Source organism: Alicyclobacillus shizuokensis NBRC 103103 (assembly GCF_001552255.1).
Taxonomy (GTDB): domain Bacteria; phylum Bacillota; class Bacilli; order Alicyclobacillales; family Alicyclobacillaceae; genus Alicyclobacillus_G; species Alicyclobacillus_G shizuokensis.
In genome coordinates this window covers 98,592-117,774 of record NZ_BCQV01000007.1, presented here as the reverse complement: position 1 = coordinate 117,774, position 19,183 = coordinate 98,592, and the positions used below count along the sequence as shown (strand labels likewise).

Below are 19,183 nucleotides of genomic sequence, written 5' to 3'. Positions count from 1 at the left end.
TGAATGAGATTCACTGTGGAGGCGAATCATGACCACAATAACAACCACCCCAATTGAGCAGATGCTGTCCGAACTCAATCCGAATCAACGGCAGGCGGCCGAAACGATTTATGGGCCCGTCCTCGTGTTGGCTGGCGCCGGTTCGGGTAAGACGCGCACGATGACCGTTCGCATCGCCAACATGATTGCGAATCATGGCGTTCAGCCCAGTGAGATGTTTGTCGCCACCTTCACCAACAAGGCCGCGCGCGAGATGAAAGAGCGCATCACGAAGGTGATCGGTGAAGAGAAGGCGGCGCAAATCTGGATGGGGACCTTTCACTCCCTTTGTGTCCGCATTCTCCGCAAATACGCACATCTTCTCGGCTATGAACGCAATTTTGTCATCTATGACACTAGCGACCAGCTCAAACTTCTTGAACGCATCTACAAGATGATGGGCATTGAGGAGGACTATAAAGAAGGTCTGGCATTGCATTACATTGATCAAGCCAAGAACCTTCTGCATACTCCCGATTGGTGTCTGTATAATCTCGCGGATTCGCCCACATATGAGGTCATGGCCCAGGTCTATGCCAAGTATCAAGAGTTCATGAAGGAAGCCAATGCGATGGATTTTGGCGACCTTATCATGAACACCGTTCAGATCCTGAACGACTTTCCAGGTGCCCGCGAGTATTGGCAGAACCGTTTTAAGTTCGTCTTTGCGGACGAGTATCAGGACGTCAATCATGCGCAGTTCATGCTTCTGTCGTACCTGGCTTGGCCACAGAACAATCTATTTGTCGTGGGCGATGACTATCAGTCCATCTATGGTTTCCGCGGATCCGACATCTCGAACATTCTGTCCTTCGAGCGCAAGTTCTTCCCTTGCACGACGATTTATCTGGACCAGAACTACCGGTCCACCGAGGTCATTGTCCATGCCGGAAACATGATCATGAAACACAATCCAAACCAGAAAGAGAAGAACCTCTTCACGGACAAGAAAGGCGGCCATGCCATCCAGGTCATCGAGCTGTCCGATGAGCGCAAGGAATCGGCATACGTGGCTTCAAAGATCAAGAAGATGGTCATGGAAGAAGGGTATGCGTGGTCAGACTTCGCCGTGCTCTACCGGAACAATGCACAATCTCTGGCCCTAGAGCAACTCTTTGTGCCGAACTTCATTCCGTATAAGGTCGTGGGTGGGTCTGCGTTCTTTGAACGGGAGGAGATCAAGGACACGGTTTCGTATCTTCGCGTGATCCATAACCCCAAGGATGATGCCGCGATGCTTCGCATTCTGAATAAGCCCGCGCGCGGCATAGGGAAGTCGTCTGAAGAACATATCATTAAGTACGCCAATGACTACAAAGTCAGCATTCATCGGGCGTTGCGGAGCATTGACGACATCAAACAGATCAAGAAAGCGACCAACGGTAAGGTAAAAGTGTTCTTGTCTTTGCTGGAAGATCTGCGCGCCCACCAGACTCGCGATCTCGAGAAGTTCGTGAAGTATGTCTTAGATAAGACGGGCTACGTGGCCATGTGGCAGAACACCAAGAATAAAGAAGCCCAGGACAAGCTGGATAACCTGGAGGAGTTTCTTCGACTGGTACATCAGTATCAAGAAGACCATCCAGACAAGACACTCGGAGACTTTCTGCAGGAAATCTCGCTGCTCACGGATGTGGAGGAAAAGGGCCAAAACGCGGTACGGCTGATGACCATGCACTCCAGTAAAGGCCTGGAGTTTCCGGTGGTCTTTATCATCGGCATGAATGAAGGCGTCTTTCCGTCTTGGCGTAGCAAGGAAGCGCATGAGTTGGAGGAAGAACGTCGGCTTGCGTATGTCGGCATTACCCGAGCAGAAAAACGTCTTTTCTTGACATACACTACGATGCGGCAAGGGCCTCGCGGCCTGATTTCTGTCAAGCCATCTCGGTTCTTGGACGAACTTCCCGAAGAAATTCTGCAAAAAGTGAAGCTATCTTGATCGCCGTCTGTACTTTTCTTGAACTTATCGTTTATAATGGTCTCAAGAAGACGATTATAAGCGTATAAGGCCAAAGTGAGAGGGGCTTTCTCATGAGCGCACAGACGGCTCGAAAAGTTGACCGACATAAAGTTTTACAATACATGGCTGATTTAATTGAGCAATCTCCGGATGGAACCATTGAGATTGCGTCCACGGAACTGGCAGACATGTTTGGGGTTCAAGGGCCGACGATGGACTATCATCTCAAGAAGCTGGTCGAGGCTGGAGAATTGATTCAGTTGGATCGCCGCGGTCAGTACAACCGCAAGATCTATAAGCTACCTGAGAACAGCCCATTTGTGAAGAAATCGATCAAGATTTCTGGTCCTGAAGATGACGCTGCTCTGGCGGATTTGTTTGCAAAGCTCGGCGTTCGACCTCAAAAAGATTTGGTGACACTGGAGCCAAAGACAGAGTCTGTTCCCAAAGAATCGTCTGTACCGGTTCAAGCTGCACAACCTACGCCGGAACCGGCCAAGGAAGTGGAGACTACAGCGCCTGTGACGGCGTTGGCGGATGAAACCGTCTTTGGCCAGACTTCGGGTGTAACAGAGCGGCCAGTCAATCTGGATGAGCGAGTCCGCGAGTTTCTGGAACAGATGGAGTCGATTCCGACCGCACAAGAGATTCTCAAGAAAGATGACCGTGAGATCATGGCGGTCTTGACGGAATCGATCCATCAGGCGATGTCCTATCTCCGTTCTTTGTCCGATCAGCTCTCGACCGTTCAGAATCTGAAGCTGGTTCAAGAGGTGATTGACGACCGCAACCGCCAGATTCAAGCGGCGGAATCGATGCGCGAAGAACTGGAGATGCTTCGCCAGGAACTGCAGATCTTGCGGAGCGAGCAGGCGGAAAATAAATTCGCCATCGACGTGGACGTTGTCCGTAAGATGCACCAGAATATACTGGCTACACTGGATCGATATTGCGAACAGAAGCCACAAGCTCTCGCGCTGAGCGTCCGCGAGTTTAGGAAAGACATGAGCGAGCAAATCACCGACCTGGTTCGGTACATCCTAAACCTCGAGGGATGATGCGTTCATCCCTCGTTTTTTCCGGAGGGAACCATCATGACCGCAAAATCATTCACGGCGATTGGTCTTGTATTGATCACACTGGCCTTGGTGTTTAACACACTGGAAACGTGGTATTTCGGGTGGCATTTGTGGGCGAAATCCGCTCAAGAAGCAGCCTGTGATAACTTCTCGATCGTGGCTTTTCTGATTGGGGCGGCCTTCTTTGCAAAAGGGATTATTCGTCTGCCGGTCAAAGATGAAAAGCATGTCGTGATTGAAGTTCACCAGGTCCAGAGGGACGAGTTGGATGCCTAGAATTCGCCGCCCGCGAGTTGTCGTTCATGAAAGTGAGTATTGGCGCTGGTGGGCTGAACAACCTCCGCTTGAACTCCTCCCAAAGCCATGTCACGACTGTGCGATGGTCACAGGATACTATAGAGATTCTGCGGAAAGGCTCCTTCGACAGCCGCAAGACGTCGTGGAGAGAGTTCGTAAGACTTGGTACTGCCATCATCATCCCGATCGTGCGTGCAAAGGATTGGATGAGTATTTGACCCGGCGTATTTGCCAAGCGGCCGGTGAGTTGCAAATAGCAACCGAAAAGGAGGGTTCAATTCGTGGCGACTAAGCACTACACCGTGATTGCTACGGACATTAACGAGCCATGCGGATGTATTGGCGGACGCTATGCCGATAAAGTCCGCGACATTGTTCTCTCTGAGTCAGACTTGTTCCGGTTTGAGGCGACGAATAAGGATGGATGTCCGTTTTGCCATGCGGATCATACCGAGTGAGGAAGGGGTGTGTGAAGGTTGGTAGTGGACGAGAACAAGGTCCGTCGGATGGACTTCACGCAGACAGAGTTGGTATTACTGTTGGGAGCGCTTGAGACGTCCTACATGGAGTGCAAAGTGGAGGAATGTGAGGTCTGCAATCAGCGAAAGGCATTGGCTGAACGCATTGAGCGGAAGTTGCCCCGCAGTATGGTAGCATCTCCGGTAGCGCTCTGGAGAAAGCGGGGTGAAGCCTAATGCAATGGCTGAACGAGATTGAGCAAGCGATGAAAGATGGACGGATCACAGAAGCAGGATGGCGATACGAGGTAGGGCCAAAACTGATTGCGGCGGTGAAGGTGACGCAGAAGGCGTTAAAGGACATCTCCAAGCAATCCGCTGGAGGATGGATAGATGTACCTGTGTATAGCCCATTTGATGCCTTAGCTGATTGTCAACATATTGCCGACAAAGCACTAGCCCAACTCCAGAGCGGCGAGTTTGGAGAAGGGGACGAGTGATGGACGATAACGAGCGCATACAGGCGATAAGGGATGCCTGGGAACACGACATGAAGCATCCTGTTACGGTGAGGTCAGACGAAAACGGCACGCAGTTTGTAGCAACGTTTATTGATGGACACACCGAGACTCGAAGCTACGAAGAAGCGTTGGAGAATCCGTGGTCGGTTAGTTCCCCGAAGTCAGGGTGCACAAGTATCGGATTCCTCCTTGAACAAATCGACGAGCGCGACCAAAAGATCGTAAAGTTACAATCAATCATAGATAGTGAGTGTCCGATCGGAGCCTTTGACTTAGTGACATCTCTTCGTGCGCAAAAGCAACACATGATGGACTATATCAAGGAATTAGAACAACAGAACGCCATCATGCGGGATAAATTGGAGGAGATACACAGGCTCACCGAATTCTGTGATGAGGCGCAAGAGGTCCACACGATGTCGGGTGAGGTTCTCGCCAAGGTTCGGGGAGAACAAATTGAGGAGTTGCGGGAGCGCAACAAGCGTCTGCATGAGGAAGTGAAGCGGGCGCATGAATGCAACGAAAAGATGGTCAAGGGGTTGTCTGAGTTAGAAAATCAAAACGCCATCATGCTGGATGCATTGGCGCGGATTGTATTCAACAATTTCAGAGAGAAACAGTCGATGCAAGGCGACTTCTTTGTTCAAATAGCCCGTGAAGCCTATGACAAGGTGCGCGGAAAAGGAGGCGCTATGAACATTGACGTCTGCTGAGCAAATCCTCGCGTTTATTGGATTGTATCTCATCACTAGTGTAGCAGTCGCATTTATTGCTTCCCAGATGCATGGGGATCTTGCGCCACGCCGTATGACCCGTACCGAGTGGACCCTGGCGTGTCTCTTGTGGCCGTTGGTTGTTCTCGGTGTACTTCTTGTGTAGGGACCGATGATTTACAAAAAGGCCAAGGGAACGGAGGACGTTATCATGGGAGTTCGACATATTCGAGGGAATGAGTTCGTAGTAGAGTGCGGGAACAAGTATCAGGTCATCCACTACAACTGGTGGGAACGTCTATTGGGCATCCCTTTGGAACGGAAAGTCCAGCGAGCCTATCGGCGATTGTCGCGCCGTGTCGAGAGAGAGCGAAGGTATCACGAGCTTTCCGAAGGGATTTCGAGGCATCTTTGAGATCACCAGTCCATAGGAGGTTCGAACATGTTTTCACCTGAATTGTTTTACATGACCTATGATCTGCTCCGGCAGATGAGCGGTGAAGGTACTGAACTCATGTATGTTCGACCTGCGGAACATGTGGAAGCCATGAACACGATTTATGTCTTGGCGAACACAGTGCGGAACATGGCGGGTGCGTTGTCTACAGTCGCTAACAGCGATGGGAAGGCATCGGTTGATATCGCGCAGGCTGCTCTAGACTCGATTCCTGAAGACGTGAAAGCATGGATTGATTGGGAGGATGAACAAGATGATTGAAGCTCAGCCGTTAACTCCCGATGAGATTCAAGAGGCGTTTTGTCTCTGTGGTACTTGCTGGGACCTCCAGAAACTACGAACCATCGAGATGTTGGCCCGGGAACTTGAAGCCGCGCATCACGTTCTTGAACTGCGAGGAACAACGATTGAAGTCACAAACCCAGCCCTCAAGGCATGGATTGAGTGGGCGCGACAGGAACGTGAGAAACTCAAGGAGGAGAATCGATGAAGGGGACCATTTACGTCGAAAGTATCGATCCGAACCAGAAGGTGTTTGTAAGGCCAGTGGATCATCCGGATTTCCCGAATCACTGGATTGTCCTTGAGCCGTTTCGTGGTTGGTACGGAGAACGCCTTTTCGACGTCTATAAAGACGGGGATAAATTGGCCGTCGAGGGTGAGCTGTACATCTACGCCAGTGAGGCGCCAGCTCGCGATCATGCCCGTGAAGTCTGCGAGGAAGTGGACGCCGTAAAGTATGTTGAACGGGGCATCCTGCCAACTATGAAAGACGATGACTGAGTCGCTATCGCTCCATTTAGGGGATTGATCCAAGGAGGGATGATCGTTTGTGGCGTACTATCCGGACGAATTCAAAGAGGAATGAGATGAACCGGGAAAGGGATTCCCGACCGCTTTCCTGGTCTACGATAGCGCCTGACGGCTACGGATTCAAGATTGAATATGGGAAAGACATCGGCGAGATACATGTGTTCAAAGACCTCACCGATCCTTCTGTGGTCCGCTGTACCTGGGTCATGGTCAAGAAGTCGCATCAAAGACAAGGGATCGCCCGAAGGATGCTCAATGAGTTGAAGAGTCGTTGTCACGAGTATTTTCCCTCTGCCACCCGGATCCGCTTCGTGAATGTAACTTCGTTTGGAATGCTAAGGCTTATATCCGATGTTTTTCATACACCTCTTGATGGGACTTTTGACCTCCCGGAGCAATCTCCGGCCAAGTACAATCCAGACGGCAGTTGCTACATTCCGAAGCGCGTGAAGAAGGTTGATTTCGAGGTCGAGATATCGTCGCTATCGCGTCTTTTTGGAGTTTGATCAAGGAGAGGAGGGTCGATGTGCCGTACTATCCAGATGAATTCAAGGAGTATCTGAAGTCGAAGGCCGACATTGTGGCGGTCATCTCTCAGTTTGTGCCGCTGAAGAAGATGGGCCGCGACTATGTGGCGTGTTGTCCGTTTCATGAAGAAAAGAATCCGAGTTTCCATGTTCGGACGGACAAACAGACCTTTGGCTGTTATGCCTGTGGCGCTGGTTCCAGAAACCATAGCACCGTTCAGTCTTGTGATGTGTATGGTTTCTTGAAGGGCATTTTACGATGCAATCTTGGCGAAGCGATTGAGTGGTTGGCCAACTTCCTAGGTGAGCCACTGCCGGTTCTGGATCCTGAAGCCAAGCGAAAACAGGATCTTCGCGCCAAGTGGATTGAGTATTGTGAGCGAGCTGCTGAGCGGTTTCAACAGAACCTCATGAACAACAAAGAGGCTCTGGCATACCTCTATCAGCGCGGGTTCACGATGCAAGACATTTTGCTTTGGAAGCTCGGCTTTGGTGATGACGTGGACTATGATTTTCGGAATACCAAGGATCGCATCGTCTTTACCCTGTTTGACTTTCACGGGAACATCATCAGCTTTACCGGCCGGACGATGCTTCCTCCCAACGTGTTGGCCGAGGCGAACAAGAAACTGCAGGCCGAAGGCAAGATGCCGATTGTGAAGTATCTGGACCGAATCTCTATCAAGCCGGATGACCCGTATTACAAGGACCATCCGTATCCGGAGTTTGACAAGGGCAATCACCTCTTTGGCATGCACATCGCAAAAGAGTTCATTCGCCAGTGGGGCGAAGCTGTGATTGTCGAGGGCTGGACGGATGTCATCAAGCTCCACAAATATGGTGTCCAGAATGCCGTCTGCACGATGGGAACCGCGCTCACCGAAGCCCAGACGAAACTCTTGGTGCGCGCCGGCGCGAAGCGGGTCGTCTCGATGCGAGATGGGGATGAAGCCGGCATGAAGGCCATCGAGCGGGATGCCAAGATGCTGACGTCTCACGGTATCCAGACGTTTATCATCCCAATGCCAGAGGGTCTAGATCCCTGTGATCTTTGTGACAACTTCGAAGATGAACCTGATCAGCTGCTTCGCTGGATGGAGAAGCATCGGCGTACCATAAGTCAGTGGCGGTTGGAACGGATTCATCGTGAGACCTATGACCAGATCTTTTATCATCAATCCGAGATTGCACAATTGCAACAAGAACGGATGCGAAAAGTCATCGAGGTTCTGAGCCAGGTTGAAGATCCGGTTGAACTGGACATATACATCCGGCAAGCATCCGAACTCTTTGAGGTGAGCTATGAGTCGATCAAGGCGCGGGTGGATACGTACAAGCACAACCAGCGTCATTTGATTGCAGGCTGAAACGAGACCATGAGGTGATTTCATCCATGTGGACGGTCGTGTGGACTGACAACCAGGGGAGGCATCAGGCACAGCGTGATCTGACCAAGCCGGAGGTGATTGAGTTGCTCCGGCGGCTCAAACGTGAACTTCAGTCTTTGGATCAGGTCGCGGTATTCCGTCCGCATACTTCCATGCATCCCAATCAACTGTTGGAGGTCGAGGACAGTGGAACAGAATCAGGTGGATCCGCAAGCTGAGAAGACGTTGAATCTGTATCAGAAAATCTCTGAGGTTATGCGTCGTGTCAAGTATCTCAAGAAGGACGGATTTATCAGCTTCAAATCCACTCGGTACAGCTACCTATCTGAGGAGAAGATGACCCAAGAAATCCGGCGGCATCTGCTGGATCTTGGCCTGATCATCCTCCCTGTGAATATGGACTTTCAGATCAACAACCAGGTCACCACCGTGAACATGAAGTACAAGATCATCGACGTGCAGACTGGAGAATACGAGGTTATCAATGTTGGTGGTCAGGGTTCGGATTCACAGGATAAGGGCATCGCGAAAGCCATGACGATGGCGTACAAGTACATGCAACGGCAGGCATTTGCCATTCCAACGGGCGATGATCCGGATCATATTTGCAGTGATGAACTGGATGAGATGGGTGTCAACCAGCCGCAGACGCCAAATCCGGAGCGTGTACGTCTCGAAAACGAGATCAATGCGATGCTCATGGACCTGTCGATGCGTGGAGTGGACATTAACCTGTTGCACCATGAGTGTATGAAGGCAGTAAAGCCATTCCAGTTCTTTAACGAACTGACCGATGAAGAATTGCGTCGTGTCTATGAGATTGTGAAAGCCGCGTAAGGAAGAAGGGGAGATTGCCGTGTTTAGGGATCGATACTCTGTGGATGTAGTATCTGAGGCGTATCAGTCTGTGGACTTTGATCAAAATACCAAGCTGATCTCCTATTGGGATTCCCCTAATATTGGGTCGCCACTTCGAGTTTTGGTTACGGATTCTAAAACTGGTGAGATCTATGTGATTGAAGCCGAGCAATATTGGGGTGATGAGCACATCTACAATGCAGTACAGGAACTTGTGAATTCGATTGAAGAGAAGGAACCGAAAGTGGTGCAAAAATCCTAACAAAATATTTGCCAAGAAATTCTCTCTTTCCTATAATGGGACTTGAAATGTGGAGGTCTTGAGAAGGGAAGAGAGTTTCATGGCAGAAGATACAATGAGCCGACTCAAGAGGCTGGCCAGCGAAAGTAAGCACCGTCAAGCCGCACAGGAAGACGAATGGGAAGAGCCTTCCTTCTCGATGGCTTCGATGGTTCGTCGCGCGCCGGCCTCTGCTCCTACCTCGGTTCGAACTGTGGATGAAGTTGCCGTGACCCGGCAAAAATCGATCCAAGAAGAACCTTCTGCTCCATCACCATCTGCACCGCCGGATTCCAAAACGGACACCGAATATCCAGAGGTCCCAAGGAAAGCTCGACATGTATATCGTCCAGGGCTCGATCCGAAGCTCTACAGCCCGAACAAACCGGTCATGAAACAGGTAGGTATCTACAACCGGGAGATCTACAAGTGGACGAGCGATTTTTCCGAAGAGAATCAGTTCAATGGCGGCTGCGCGATTACACAAAGCACACTCATCGAAATTATCCTCGACGTTGTAAAGTACGATATGGGCCTGGAGCCGATTGGATTCCCATCGACACAGGCGCTTCGTGAGTATTTGCAAAGCAAATTGAAGTAAGATCGAGAATCATGAAGGGCACTACACAAGTAGTGCCCTATTTTCATAAACTATGGTATAATACCCGCGTCAGTTAAAGAAGGTGAACATCAAACATGGAATTGATTCAGGCTTACATGTACAATGTCACTCCGATTCGCATGAGCGGCATCCACCCGGATACGTTTGACGTCATGACCTCAGAAGCAAGAGGGTGGCTGTTGGATCGCTTCACCGCCAAGGTCAAGGTGTTTTCGAAGCGATTCCAGGTCAAGGACAAATGGTATCGTGTGATGGTTCGATTCAAAGCGACCGATGATCACACCTTCGAACTCGAATCCCCCGTTCCCTTTGCCATCATTGAGACCACATTCGCAGAGGGTGGGATCTTCCGCGATAAGACAGCCCATCATGGTCGGCAAGTTGGAAGCACGGTTGGGTATTTACAGCGAGGGATCCCCATTGAGTTGATCGATGCCGTCATTCATGACTTAACGGCATGTATCGACTATGCAGACTCAAGGTCCACACGCCGGGTTCGCAATCCTTTCTCGTTGGATGACGAGGATTTCATTGATTTTGACGTTTACAGTTTGGATGAAACGATCTGAGGAGGAGAGAGGCCATGTACGCACGGTGGATGAATGAGCCACTGAGCAAGTTTACGTGCCAAGTGATTCGCACGTATTTGAAGTTCCCAGAGGGCCAGGCCGTCACCGCTCTGGATTATCGGTGCGGCGATGGGGAAGTGCTGTATGAGATTACAAGGATGCACCCGGAGACCTATCGGTATGGGGTCACGGAAAATCAATGGCAAGCCAATCGCGCGCGGGAAAGGTTCACGAAGGTCTGCACGTCCTCGTATAAAAATGAGTCCAAGGTGACGCCGGAAGCCTTCTCGCTGGTGGTCATGAACCCGGATGTGGACAGCCGATTGATTGATGAGATCTTCCGGGACTATGACCCCTTCACGATTCCAGACTTTGAAGCGGAAGTCCGCCGGCTGCTGGAAGCACAAGAGGCACAAGATGAGGACGTCATTGACTTTGGTGACGAGGGGTTGACCGAAGAAGAGATCCAAAAGCGTCGGGAGAAGTTTGAGGCCAAGGTGAGAAAGACCATCGAGGAACGGGAAATTGCCTTCCGCCGGATGCAGCGGGAGCAAGAACGCCGGATGGTGACCTACCGTTGGGACAAGTTCTTGCTGAATCTGGTTTCGGATAAGCTGGCCCCGAATGGCATCCTCATCTTCGTCACGCCCAAGGAGTTCATCGACAGCCAGATTTGCTTCAAGCTGGCCAATCAGTACGACGATATCCGGGTCTATCGGCAAGATGACGCAGAGTATGAGGAACAGAGAAAGTGCATTATCTTTGCGCGGAAGCGGCCCAAGGCGATTCGGGATCCCGAGTATGCGTATGAGCTGATGCAGTATAAGTATCGTCCCTACAAAGAAATTCCGGTGATCTCGATTCAAGCGCAACCGCTGTATCAGGTTCCTTCGAAACGACAAGAAGACGTTTTGCACTTTCGAGTTGGTCCGGTAACCGCGGAAGAAGCGCTGTCGTTCATCCGCAGGTCGAGCCTGGTTTCTTCGTATCAGCAGACGTACTCGCAGGTTCTGGATAACGAGGTTCCCAAACCACCAACACAGCTTCATAAAGGTCACGTTGCCTTGATGTTGGCGTCTGGGTATCTGAATGGATACATCGGAACGGGCCCCGACCAGCATCTGGTCAAGGGGAGCGTCGTCAAGATGTCGCAAGAGACGACGGAAGAAGATGAAGAAGGTGTAACGCGCATCAAGGAACGAGAGTATTACCACATCGGTGTGAAGTTCTTAGATCGTCACGGGCAATTTCACAAACTCATGTAAGAGGTGTTCAAAGTGGCGGATTTTCAGAGCAACGAGATCTATTTGCTCGAAATGTATGCTCGGCACCAGCGCGCGCAGGCGTATATTGATCTGCTCGTGGTAGATTATCAGCGGCGTCATCGCACTGTGTATCTAGCCAACGTGATTGGTGCCGACAGCAAGGTGCATCAAGTCGTCGAATTCATGAACGACTTTAAGACCGGCCAAATTCGGCGCGCGGAAGGCAATTCCTACGAAAAGGGCCATACCTGCTTCGATGTCGTCATGCCCGACCGCAATGCGTTTGACGTGTTTGAAACTCGGGTCGAGGATTTGACCCACATGTTGGTCGTTGCCAAGTGTGCCAAGCCGAACATTAAGGCTCGACAGGATTGGCAGCGAGAAGAGGATGAGCGATTGGCACAGGGTCTTGAACCGCGCCGGCCACCCGAAGAACTCATTCTGGCGTGGGATGGGGATATTGAGAAGCAGATCTTCCGCATCCTCAATGATCGTTACAACACCCCCATGCTGGAAGAGTGGGCGGATTACATTGTTCAACAGTGCATCGACCTCGGCTACTTCCGAAAGCTGACGGTTCATTGCTATGGCAATGAGTATCCGCTCAAGGCCGGTCTGCTTCAGATTACGGAACGCGACTTGGAGAACATCATCACCGAGGGGATTCAGTCTCTGGATCTGGACTTTGCACTTCTTGATGATGGCCGGACTGATGAACAGTCGGTTCTCAAGGATTGCGACTCTCTCGATACGTACCTGAGCCACTTTGCCAGCGCGCTGGGCGATCGGATTCAGGAGAATAGCCAGATTCGATTTGATCCGACCAAGGAGAAACACTCGCCGGCGTTCTATGACGTGAACCTGCACGCCAACAAGAATGGGGTCACGGGTCTCTTTCCGCCACAGGCCGACGTGGTGATGGGGGTTGCCAAGACGCTCAAGGACGAGAAGTATTGCTTCGTCGTGGGCGAGATGGGTAGATGATGCCCGCCACTGCAGAAATGTAGTGGGCAATAGCGCGGAATTAAGCGGGAAGGCTGAGATGCTGACCCGAACCGAAGGCTGGGCAAATCCCAGTCAGGGGCAACGCATAGGAGCTGACCGGTAACAGGAATAATGCTCCCACGAGGCCGCGCCACCCTAACGTTGAGTCGAGGGTGAAAAGGTATGCTGAGCTAACGGGAATATGAACCGTTAGAAGTATGGGATAAAAAGCCCATACGGTAACACAACTGACAGGCAAGACCGCGATGGGTGCGGTCATTCCCTATATCACCGAGCATATGTCAAAGGGCAAGGTGGATCCGTACCGGGCGCTGGTGTTCGTTCCCGGTATTATGGTCGAGAAGTGGAAGCGGGAGATCAAAGAGCGTGTCCCTGGCGCCAAGGTATATGAAATCACCTCATGGCGAAACGTCTTGAAGATGGAGAAGATGCCCTATCGGCCCAGTGAGATTGAGTATTGGGTCATGTCCTCCGATGTGGCAAAGGCGACGTATCCGATGGAGCCGATTCAAGATTGGCGGTATAACGCGGCGGACGCCAAGGAACGGAAAGCCAATGGGGAAAAGGCTCGGATTCGGTTCCGGAGAGAACCGTATTTCAACATCAATACCGGTCGGGAAGAAGAGACCGTCGTGACGACCGATACCGGGTTTCATTGCCCGCAGTGTGGCGGCCTGCTCATGGCTCGGAAGAAGGAGCCGGCCGATGAGCACTTCTTCCAAACCAAGCGCAACGGCAAGTGGATGAACACGATGAAGGCCGAGAACTATGTGTGCCGCAATCGGGTTCGCACGGCGGACTTACCTAAGCACATGGTCAAGGATCCGTCGAAACATGAGCAGGAATGTGGGTTTGTCTTGTGGCGGCCTGCGCTCCTCAAGAAAGACTCCCTGAATCGGAAGGTGTCTCCGGCATGGATGATCAATAAGCGTCTTCGGCGCGGGTTCTTCAAGTATCTCATCGCCGACGAAGTTCATGAATACAAGAGCGGCGAGACCGACCGCGCCAAGGCGTTTGGCCAGCTGATCAATCATACCGAGAAGCAGATCCTGCTGACCGGGACGTTGCTCGGTGGCATGGCGTCCGACATCTTCTACCTTTTGGCGCGTCTGGATCCTAAGCGTTTGCTTCGGGAGAGCATCAGCTACAACGACTTGTCCCTGTTCATCGAGCGGTACGGGGTCTATGAACACTCGTACAAACAGCACCTGGGGAACGGGAGACCGTTGTCGAACCGAAAGAAGTCCGGCATGAGGGAGCGTGCGGGTGTCTCACCGCATGTGTTCTCCCGATACTTGATTAGCAACTGTGCCTTTGTGGAACTGGCCGACCTCGGATATGCCTTGCCGCCGTATCGAGAAGAGCCCATCTTCGTCGAGATGGATGAAAGGCATTTCGCCGCTTACAAGCAAGTGGAAGACGAGATCGGTAGCATCATGCGTCAGAGTCTGTTCCTGACCGGTGGCATGCGGCATGTGTCGACGTACATCAACACGTTGTATCAATACTCGGATACACCGTGGAATTGGGGTCCCATCACGTATGAGGATAATGAAGGACTCACGCATGTGATCACGGTGCCTACGAACTTCGATCCGTCCACGTTTATTCCGACCAAGTACCATGAGTTGACCTTGAAGCTCGACGATGAGATTCACCGTCGCGGTCGAAAGGTGTTGGTGTATTGCCGGTTCACAGGATCCAATGGCGTCGACACGTACCTGTACGAGAAACTCAAGGCGGATGGATACAATGTCGGGATCCTAAAGGCCTCTGGTGTCTATGACGGTATCCAGATGCCGAAGCAAGAGGACCGGGAAGCCTGGCTGCATGAGATGATGGAGAAGCATGATTGGGATGTTCTGATTACCAACCCGCGCCTGGTGTCCGTGGGTCTCGACTTGCTCATGTTCCCGACCATCATCTACTACCAGATGGATTACTCCACCTATAACTACATGCAGTCCAGCCGCCGCTCCTGGCGGATCAAGCAGACGCAACCGGTCGAGGTCTACACGATGGTTTATCGAGATACTATCCAGGCCAATGTTTTGGAACACATTGCTCGCAAGATTGACGCCGCATTGGCGCTGCAAGGCAAGTTCTCTGAGGAAGGCTTGCGGGCGATGGCGGATAGTGGTGAGGGCATCACCGCGTTGGCCAAGAAACTCGTCAACGAAGGCACGCTGGATGATGTCAGTTCCATCGAGAGCCGCTGGCAGCGAATCAATGCGACGTATGAGGAGCTGCAGAATGCGACGTTTGAAGGCTATGACGGGTACGATATGAACCCGCTGGGTATCGAGGAAGTCCGTCGCATCCAGCAAGGCATCGTCAAGCAGATGCAAGAGGATGTGGCCGCCGGCCGGATATCTGCCCTCGACTTGGCCGATTATCTGGCCCATGTCGAGGAGATGTTCACGCTGGTGCAAGACGCAGCGTCTTACAACAAGGGCAAGCGCAAGAAAGAGCTTGTCGCCGAAGGCCAATACGAGCTGGCGCTCTTCTGAGCGCCGGCGGTTTGGTGGTGAGATGGTTGATTCGGATTCGTCATGATGACCCTGATTACTCCGCGCGTGGATTGGCCTTCGCGGGATACGGGGTATACGTGGCGTGGGCGAAACACAAGGGCGACTCTTGGCGTACCAATACCGGCCGAGCCATCCATTGGTTTGGGATCATTCATCATCGGGGTGAGGCCACTCAAGGGATTGCGTTTGTGTTCCGCCGCCTCAAAATCACGTTTTCTTGGCTCAAACGCCGCATCGACGGAGGGGAGAGGAGTATTTCCGATGGTTCTTGATTGGTATGACCTCGATGAACTGGATTTTCTTCCAAAGCTACTTATTTTCACGGGATTTACGACATGCCTACAGAATCTGTTGGCCAATCCGATCTATTGGAAAGGAGTTTATCGATGAACATTGTTTCCAGGTATGTGTGCATCGTGTCCAACGGTGGAATTGTGGAGGATTTGTGGTCCAAGCCGACCCTTGAGGAAGCAAGACTCTCATTGGCTCAAGTGGTTTGGAAAGATTTTGATCCCGAGACGGACGACGCGCGCGTATTTGAAATCTTGGATGATGGGATCGGCACTCAAGTCTACAGCTTCAATGAAGCCGACTTCGAGGAACGTCCCGGCAGTTCAGAGGACGCTCCGAGCCTGGTCTTTCGTGGGAATCGGACCACTAAGACATATCGATTGCCTGTAAGCTGGACGATGTCCGGGGTTGTTAAGGTTGAGGCTGAATGCCTGGAGGAAGCCGTTCTGAAGGCGTATAAGTGGAGCGCGCTTCCCGATGGAGAGTATGTCCCTGACTCGTTCATTGTGCATTGTGGTGAGGACGAAGACGATGAAGAAGAAATCAACGAGCTTATACCGCGTTGAGCGATTCGATCCTGAAAAGCTCTTGGAGATGCACAGCACGTTCTTCGAATGTGCCAGCGCAATGGGTGGCGCGCCGAAAAACGCCAACGAGGTCTTCGAGAAGAAGGGTTGGTTGCTCCCATTCCTGCTTGCGTATGACCAGCTGCTCTGGGGTCGGTGGAATTGGTGGCTCGACATCGTAGCCAAAGGCACGATTGCGGATAGCGGCCCGATTCCTCAAATCCAGTGGGCAGATCGAGGGAGTTCGGGCGTGGCCGCCACCCATAAGATGCTTACCAAGTGCTTAGAGGATTATCGATGGGAGTCCAATATTGAGAAGTTTGCAGATTGGTTGCTTTGGGGTTTTGGTGCCAGAAACTCTCCGCCGGACATCTCATCTGAACTGAATGAGCATTACTACCGGATGTTTGATCTGTTTCTGGTTCTGGATAACCCGACCGACTACATGAGTCAAATCTTGTGTGACGAAATGGGTCGGGGATACCGGGGCGCCCTCGGGTACTTTCCCACTCCATTTCATCTGTGCGTGATGATGACAAAGATGTTGGTGGGCGGGGAAGACCCGGAGGCACTCAAGAGAAAGACTACCTGTGAACCAAGTGTAGGGTGCGGTGCCATGCTTCTTCCGCAGAGTAATTACATCCTTCGGGCCTATGCGGTGGACATGAATCTGGTCGCGGTCAAACTTTGCAAGATCCAGATGTTCTGGTATGCGCCCTGGTACGCCTTGATGCCGGATGGCCTCGGTGGGTTCGATCCATATGACCCTCCGATGAAGATTGCGGACAACAGTCGTAAAGTAGCCCAAGGCCAGCTTGAGCTGATCTTGAGCTGACGGATGGGAGGGATGATGTTGGAGCCGGTGAAGACTCCGCTTGGGACGATTGAAGTCATGAGATACCCAGATGATCCTTGTCCGGGTGTGGCGATCATGGTCGATGGCATGATGTTGGCCTCGATGGAGTACGATCCGCAGACAGGTCGGCTTCGCACATTTGCATACTCCACCGACAATCAGTATCCGATCATCGTGGATGTGAAGTCTGGCCAAGTCACGATCCCGAAAGAATGGGATGGACAGGTGGAGACAAGCGTCTTGCTTTCAGGCGCGCTCCCCTGGAGATAAAAAACTTCTGCTTGAGGGGTATTTGTATGGCAACGAAGATTTACATCAGCGGCCCGATGTCTGGAATGGAGAACTACAACTATGAGGCCTTTTTCGCCGCTGAGGAACGGCTGAATGAGAAGGGATATGAGGTCATCAATCCCGCGCGGCTCGGTTATGTCGAGGGTTGGTCGTGGGAGGATTACCTGCGTAGGGATATCAAGGCCATGTTGGATGCCGATGCAGTGGTGGTCCTTCCGAACTGGCTTGATTCAAAAGGCGCAAGACTCGAGATCCTTGTGGCCTCCAAGTTGGGTATGCCCATCTACGATGAGGAGACGATGGAGGAACTCGATGTCCAGTTAGTCATCGCCATCCAGAAACTCGAACGCAAATCCGTTACGGCTTAAAGCCGGCTGTCGCCGAATTTTAGGGAATTAAAAAGAGGAGGAATGTATCATGGCGCTTGCAGAAGCTGACCTGAAGAAGGCGGTTGAACTGGAGAAGGAGGCCGAGAAGCAGGTCTTTACGACCAATCAGGTGTTCACACTGACCATCAAGAGCGAAGTGTTACGTGAGGCGGTTCGTAAGGTCGGAAACTCGGTGTCAAAGAACTCGCCCTCCCAGGCGCTCCAGGGCATTTACTTTCAGGTTGAGGACAACAAGATCACGCTGATCGGCGGAAACAGCAACTTCTATACGAAGACCGTCATCACGGATATGGAGTCGTTCCGCGTTCAGGGAGAGGGTGGCGGCCTTATCTTCCCGGGTCGTAAGTTCGTCGACCTGGTGAACCGTGTTACTGGAAAGCATGTGACCATCGAGTTCAACAAACTTCAGACGCTCATCAAGTTCAAGGGCGCCAAGATGTCTCTGGCGGGTCTGCACCTTGACCAGTATCCCAAGCTGCCGTCGGTCAATGGACAGCTATCGTTCTCCGTTCCGTCCGCGGTTCTGGCAACGATGTATCGCCGCACTGTCTATGCGACATCCAAATCGGAGACGCGGCCGGTTCTGACGGGCGTGAACCACATCGTCAAGGACGGCATATTCCGGACCATTGGATGCGATTCTCACCGTCTTGCGCAGCAGTCGTATCAACTGACCGGTGAGGTGGAGGATGGCAACCATGTGATTCCGGCCGATTCCATTAACGAAGTAGTGAAACACCTGAAGGACGTTGATATGGTGACAATCCGGTTCGATAAGAGCTATGTGTTGTATGAGTTGGACGACACCACGATCTATACTCGCACGTTGCACGATCAATACCCGGATACCGACCGGATCATTCCACCTGACTTCAGCACTAAGATTCAGTTTCGCGCCGGCGAGCTGAGGGAGTTGCTGAGTCGCGCGACCTTGTATGCGAATGATGTGGGCGTGACAACAGCTCATATCTTGGTCGACGCGAAGAACGGCCAAGTTCGGTTCCTGTCCGATCCGACCCAGTATGGCAAGTTCCAGGAAGACATTCGGCCTCTGTCTTCCGAGGGCAAGGACATCGGAACGAGCTTTAACGTTGCGTATCTCCTCGACATGCTTGGCGCCATCTCTCCGGAGGAACAGGTTGTGCTTTGCTTCACGTCTCCGAAGACGCCGTTTGTGATTCGGGTGTCCGGTACCAGCTCGTCGGATCTGGACTTGGTGACCCCGATCCGTACCACGTACATGAAGGATAGTGTCGTGATCGAGGACTTCAATCCACCGGAAGCCGAAGTAGACCCGTTTGCCGAGGATGTAGCTGCCGCGGCGGAACAGGCGCAGGAGAACGGTTCGGGCGAATCTGAAGCGGTTGAAGGCGAAACGAACGCATAACGCACAGCTTTTCCATTGAGA

Annotated in this window: 25 protein-coding genes; all 25 read left to right on the top strand. The window is 51.9% G+C overall.

Features of this window, described 5'->3' with window-relative positions:
- Positions 1-28 precede the first annotated feature (28 nt).
- Complete coding sequence (locus ASH01S_RS03990; protein WP_067923859.1) at positions 29-1,978, top strand: ATP-dependent helicase; 1,950 nt, start codon at positions 29-31, stop codon at positions 1,976-1,978.
- A gap of 92 nt (positions 1,979-2,070) precedes the next feature.
- Complete coding sequence (locus tag ASH01S_RS03985; RefSeq protein WP_067923855.1) at positions 2,071-3,057, top strand: winged helix-turn-helix domain-containing protein; 987 nt, start codon at positions 2,071-2,073, stop codon at positions 3,055-3,057.
- A 36-nt stretch (positions 3,058-3,093) separates the two neighbouring features.
- Positions 3,094-3,354 carry a hypothetical protein gene (locus ASH01S_RS03980; RefSeq protein WP_067923851.1) on the top strand — a complete coding sequence of 87 codons (261 nt, stop codon included), beginning with the start codon at positions 3,094-3,096 and terminating at the stop codon, positions 3,352-3,354.
- Between the two features lie 302 nt (positions 3,355-3,656).
- Positions 3,657-3,833 (top strand): DUF1826 domain-containing protein, encoded by a 177-nt coding sequence (locus ASH01S_RS18355; RefSeq protein ID WP_157066978.1) that lies wholly within the window; start codon positions 3,657-3,659, stop codon positions 3,831-3,833.
- A 236-nt stretch (positions 3,834-4,069) separates the two neighbouring features.
- Entirely contained in the window at positions 4,070-4,333 is a 264-nt protein-coding gene (locus tag ASH01S_RS03965; protein WP_067923841.1) for a hypothetical protein, read from the top strand.
- The gene (locus ASH01S_RS03960; RefSeq protein ID WP_067923838.1) at positions 4,333-5,067 is read left to right on the top strand and encodes a hypothetical protein; all 735 of its coding nucleotides are present in this window, start codon (positions 4,333-4,335) and stop codon (positions 5,065-5,067) included. The genes ASH01S_RS03965 and ASH01S_RS03960 overlap by 1 nt, the downstream gene beginning before the upstream one ends.
- Positions 5,068-5,278: 211 nt before the next feature.
- Positions 5,279-5,482, top strand: a complete 204-nt coding sequence (locus ASH01S_RS18350) for a hypothetical protein (RefSeq protein ID WP_157066977.1) — start codon at positions 5,279-5,281, stop codon at positions 5,480-5,482.
- A 27-nt stretch (positions 5,483-5,509) separates the two neighbouring features.
- On the top strand, positions 5,510-5,785 hold the full coding sequence (locus ASH01S_RS03950) for a hypothetical protein (protein WP_067923828.1): 276 nt from the start codon (positions 5,510-5,512) through the stop codon (positions 5,783-5,785).
- On the top strand, positions 5,778-6,014 hold the full coding sequence (locus tag ASH01S_RS03945; RefSeq protein WP_067923826.1) for a hypothetical protein: 237 nt from the start codon (positions 5,778-5,780) through the stop codon (positions 6,012-6,014). The genes ASH01S_RS03950 and ASH01S_RS03945 overlap by 8 nt, the downstream gene beginning before the upstream one ends.
- Entirely contained in the window at positions 6,011-6,307 is a 297-nt protein-coding gene (locus ASH01S_RS03940) for a hypothetical protein (RefSeq protein WP_067923821.1), read from the top strand. The genes ASH01S_RS03945 and ASH01S_RS03940 overlap by 4 nt, the downstream gene beginning before the upstream one ends.
- Before the next feature lie 86 nt (positions 6,308-6,393).
- Positions 6,394-6,843 carry a GNAT family N-acetyltransferase gene (locus tag ASH01S_RS03935; protein ID WP_217996294.1) on the top strand — a complete coding sequence of 150 codons (450 nt, stop codon included), beginning with the start codon at positions 6,394-6,396 and terminating at the stop codon, positions 6,841-6,843.
- A gap of 20 nt (positions 6,844-6,863) precedes the next feature.
- Entirely contained in the window at positions 6,864-8,231 is a 1,368-nt protein-coding gene (locus tag ASH01S_RS03930; protein ID WP_067923813.1) for a DNA primase, read from the top strand.
- 26 nt (positions 8,232-8,257) lie between these two features.
- Positions 8,258-8,470: a hypothetical protein gene (locus ASH01S_RS18785; protein ID WP_067923809.1), complete on the top strand. Its 213-nt coding sequence runs from the start codon at positions 8,258-8,260 to the stop codon at positions 8,468-8,470.
- Positions 8,439-9,089, top strand: coding sequence for an ERF family protein (locus ASH01S_RS03920; protein ID WP_067923804.1), 651 nt, complete (start codon positions 8,439-8,441; stop codon positions 9,087-9,089). Before ASH01S_RS18785 ends, ASH01S_RS03920 begins: the two co-directional genes overlap by 32 nt.
- Positions 9,090-9,108: 19 nt before the next feature.
- Entirely contained in the window at positions 9,109-9,372 is a 264-nt protein-coding gene (locus ASH01S_RS03915; RefSeq protein ID WP_067923800.1) for a hypothetical protein, read from the top strand.
- 79 nt (positions 9,373-9,451) lie between these two features.
- Positions 9,452-9,991: a hypothetical protein gene (locus ASH01S_RS03910; RefSeq protein WP_067923796.1), complete on the top strand. Its 540-nt coding sequence runs from the start codon at positions 9,452-9,454 to the stop codon at positions 9,989-9,991.
- A 95-nt stretch (positions 9,992-10,086) separates the two neighbouring features.
- Positions 10,087-10,581, top strand: coding sequence for a hypothetical protein (locus ASH01S_RS03905; RefSeq protein ID WP_067923793.1), 495 nt, complete (start codon positions 10,087-10,089; stop codon positions 10,579-10,581).
- 14 nt (positions 10,582-10,595) lie between these two features.
- The gene (locus ASH01S_RS03900; protein WP_067923790.1) at positions 10,596-11,846 is read left to right on the top strand and encodes a DUF6094 domain-containing protein; all 1,251 of its coding nucleotides are present in this window, start codon (positions 10,596-10,598) and stop codon (positions 11,844-11,846) included.
- A gap of 12 nt (positions 11,847-11,858) precedes the next feature.
- On the top strand, positions 11,859-12,830 hold the full coding sequence (locus ASH01S_RS03895) for a hypothetical protein (RefSeq protein ID WP_067923787.1): 972 nt from the start codon (positions 11,859-11,861) through the stop codon (positions 12,828-12,830).
- A gap of 266 nt (positions 12,831-13,096) precedes the next feature.
- Positions 13,097-15,361 carry a helicase-related protein gene (locus tag ASH01S_RS03890; protein ID WP_067923784.1) on the top strand — a complete coding sequence of 755 codons (2,265 nt, stop codon included), beginning with the start codon at positions 13,097-13,099 and terminating at the stop codon, positions 15,359-15,361.
- A gap of 407 nt (positions 15,362-15,768) precedes the next feature.
- Entirely contained in the window at positions 15,769-16,239 is a 471-nt protein-coding gene (locus tag ASH01S_RS03880) for a hypothetical protein (protein WP_067923778.1), read from the top strand.
- Positions 16,205-17,074, top strand: coding sequence for a DNA methyltransferase family protein (locus ASH01S_RS03875; RefSeq protein ID WP_067923775.1), 870 nt, complete (start codon positions 16,205-16,207; stop codon positions 17,072-17,074). The genes ASH01S_RS03880 and ASH01S_RS03875 overlap by 35 nt, the downstream gene beginning before the upstream one ends.
- A gap of 18 nt (positions 17,075-17,092) precedes the next feature.
- Positions 17,093-17,365: a hypothetical protein gene (locus ASH01S_RS18780; RefSeq protein WP_169794179.1), complete on the top strand. Its 273-nt coding sequence runs from the start codon at positions 17,093-17,095 to the stop codon at positions 17,363-17,365.
- A 26-nt stretch (positions 17,366-17,391) separates the two neighbouring features.
- The gene (locus tag ASH01S_RS03865) at positions 17,392-17,754 is read left to right on the top strand and encodes a DUF4406 domain-containing protein (protein ID WP_067923769.1); all 363 of its coding nucleotides are present in this window, start codon (positions 17,392-17,394) and stop codon (positions 17,752-17,754) included.
- 49 nt (positions 17,755-17,803) lie between these two features.
- A complete protein-coding gene (dnaN, locus tag ASH01S_RS03860) occupies positions 17,804-19,162 on the top strand; it encodes a DNA polymerase III subunit beta (RefSeq protein WP_067923766.1) in 1,359 nt (452 codons plus the stop codon).
- Positions 19,163-19,183: the final 21 nt, after the last annotated feature.

Excerpts from the sequence above, each read along its gene's own strand:
- ASH01S_RS03935 (WP_217996294.1), top strand. The coding sequence starts at position 6,394 with ATGAACCGGGAAAGGGATTCCCGACCGCTTTCCTGGTCTACGATAGCG.
- ASH01S_RS03960 (WP_067923838.1), top strand. The coding sequence starts at position 4,333 with ATGGACGATAACGAGCGCATACAGGCGATAAGGGATGCCTGGGAACAC.
- ASH01S_RS03865 (WP_067923769.1), top strand. The coding sequence starts at position 17,392 with ATGGCAACGAAGATTTACATCAGCGGCCCGATGTCTGGAATGGAGAAC.
- ASH01S_RS18785 (WP_067923809.1), top strand. The coding sequence starts at position 8,258 with ATGTGGACGGTCGTGTGGACTGACAACCAGGGGAGGCATCAGGCACAG.
- ASH01S_RS03880 (WP_067923778.1), top strand. The coding sequence starts at position 15,769 with ATGAACATTGTTTCCAGGTATGTGTGCATCGTGTCCAACGGTGGAATT.
- dnaN (WP_067923766.1), top strand. The coding sequence starts at position 17,804 with ATGGCGCTTGCAGAAGCTGACCTGAAGAAGGCGGTTGAACTGGAGAAG.
- ASH01S_RS03875 (WP_067923775.1), top strand. The coding sequence starts at position 16,205 with ATGAAGAAGAAATCAACGAGCTTATACCGCGTTGAGCGATTCGATCCT.
- ASH01S_RS18350 (WP_157066977.1), top strand. The coding sequence starts at position 5,279 with ATGGGAGTTCGACATATTCGAGGGAATGAGTTCGTAGTAGAGTGCGGG.
- ASH01S_RS03905 (WP_067923793.1), top strand. The coding sequence starts at position 10,087 with ATGGAATTGATTCAGGCTTACATGTACAATGTCACTCCGATTCGCATG.
- ASH01S_RS03910 (WP_067923796.1), top strand. The coding sequence starts at position 9,452 with ATGGCAGAAGATACAATGAGCCGACTCAAGAGGCTGGCCAGCGAAAGT.
- ASH01S_RS03950 (WP_067923828.1), top strand. The coding sequence starts at position 5,510 with ATGTTTTCACCTGAATTGTTTTACATGACCTATGATCTGCTCCGGCAG.
- ASH01S_RS03990 (WP_067923859.1), top strand. The coding sequence starts at position 29 with ATGACCACAATAACAACCACCCCAATTGAGCAGATGCTGTCCGAACTC.
- ASH01S_RS03965 (WP_067923841.1), top strand. The coding sequence starts at position 4,070 with ATGCAATGGCTGAACGAGATTGAGCAAGCGATGAAAGATGGACGGATC.
- ASH01S_RS03945 (WP_067923826.1), top strand. The coding sequence starts at position 5,778 with ATGATTGAAGCTCAGCCGTTAACTCCCGATGAGATTCAAGAGGCGTTT.
- ASH01S_RS03980 (WP_067923851.1), top strand. The coding sequence starts at position 3,094 with ATGACCGCAAAATCATTCACGGCGATTGGTCTTGTATTGATCACACTG.
- ASH01S_RS03890 (WP_067923784.1), top strand. The coding sequence starts at position 13,097 with ATGGGTGCGGTCATTCCCTATATCACCGAGCATATGTCAAAGGGCAAG.
- ASH01S_RS03940 (WP_067923821.1), top strand. The coding sequence starts at position 6,011 with ATGAAGGGGACCATTTACGTCGAAAGTATCGATCCGAACCAGAAGGTG.
- ASH01S_RS03985 (WP_067923855.1), top strand. The coding sequence starts at position 2,071 with ATGAGCGCACAGACGGCTCGAAAAGTTGACCGACATAAAGTTTTACAA.
- ASH01S_RS03900 (WP_067923790.1), top strand. The coding sequence starts at position 10,596 with ATGTACGCACGGTGGATGAATGAGCCACTGAGCAAGTTTACGTGCCAA.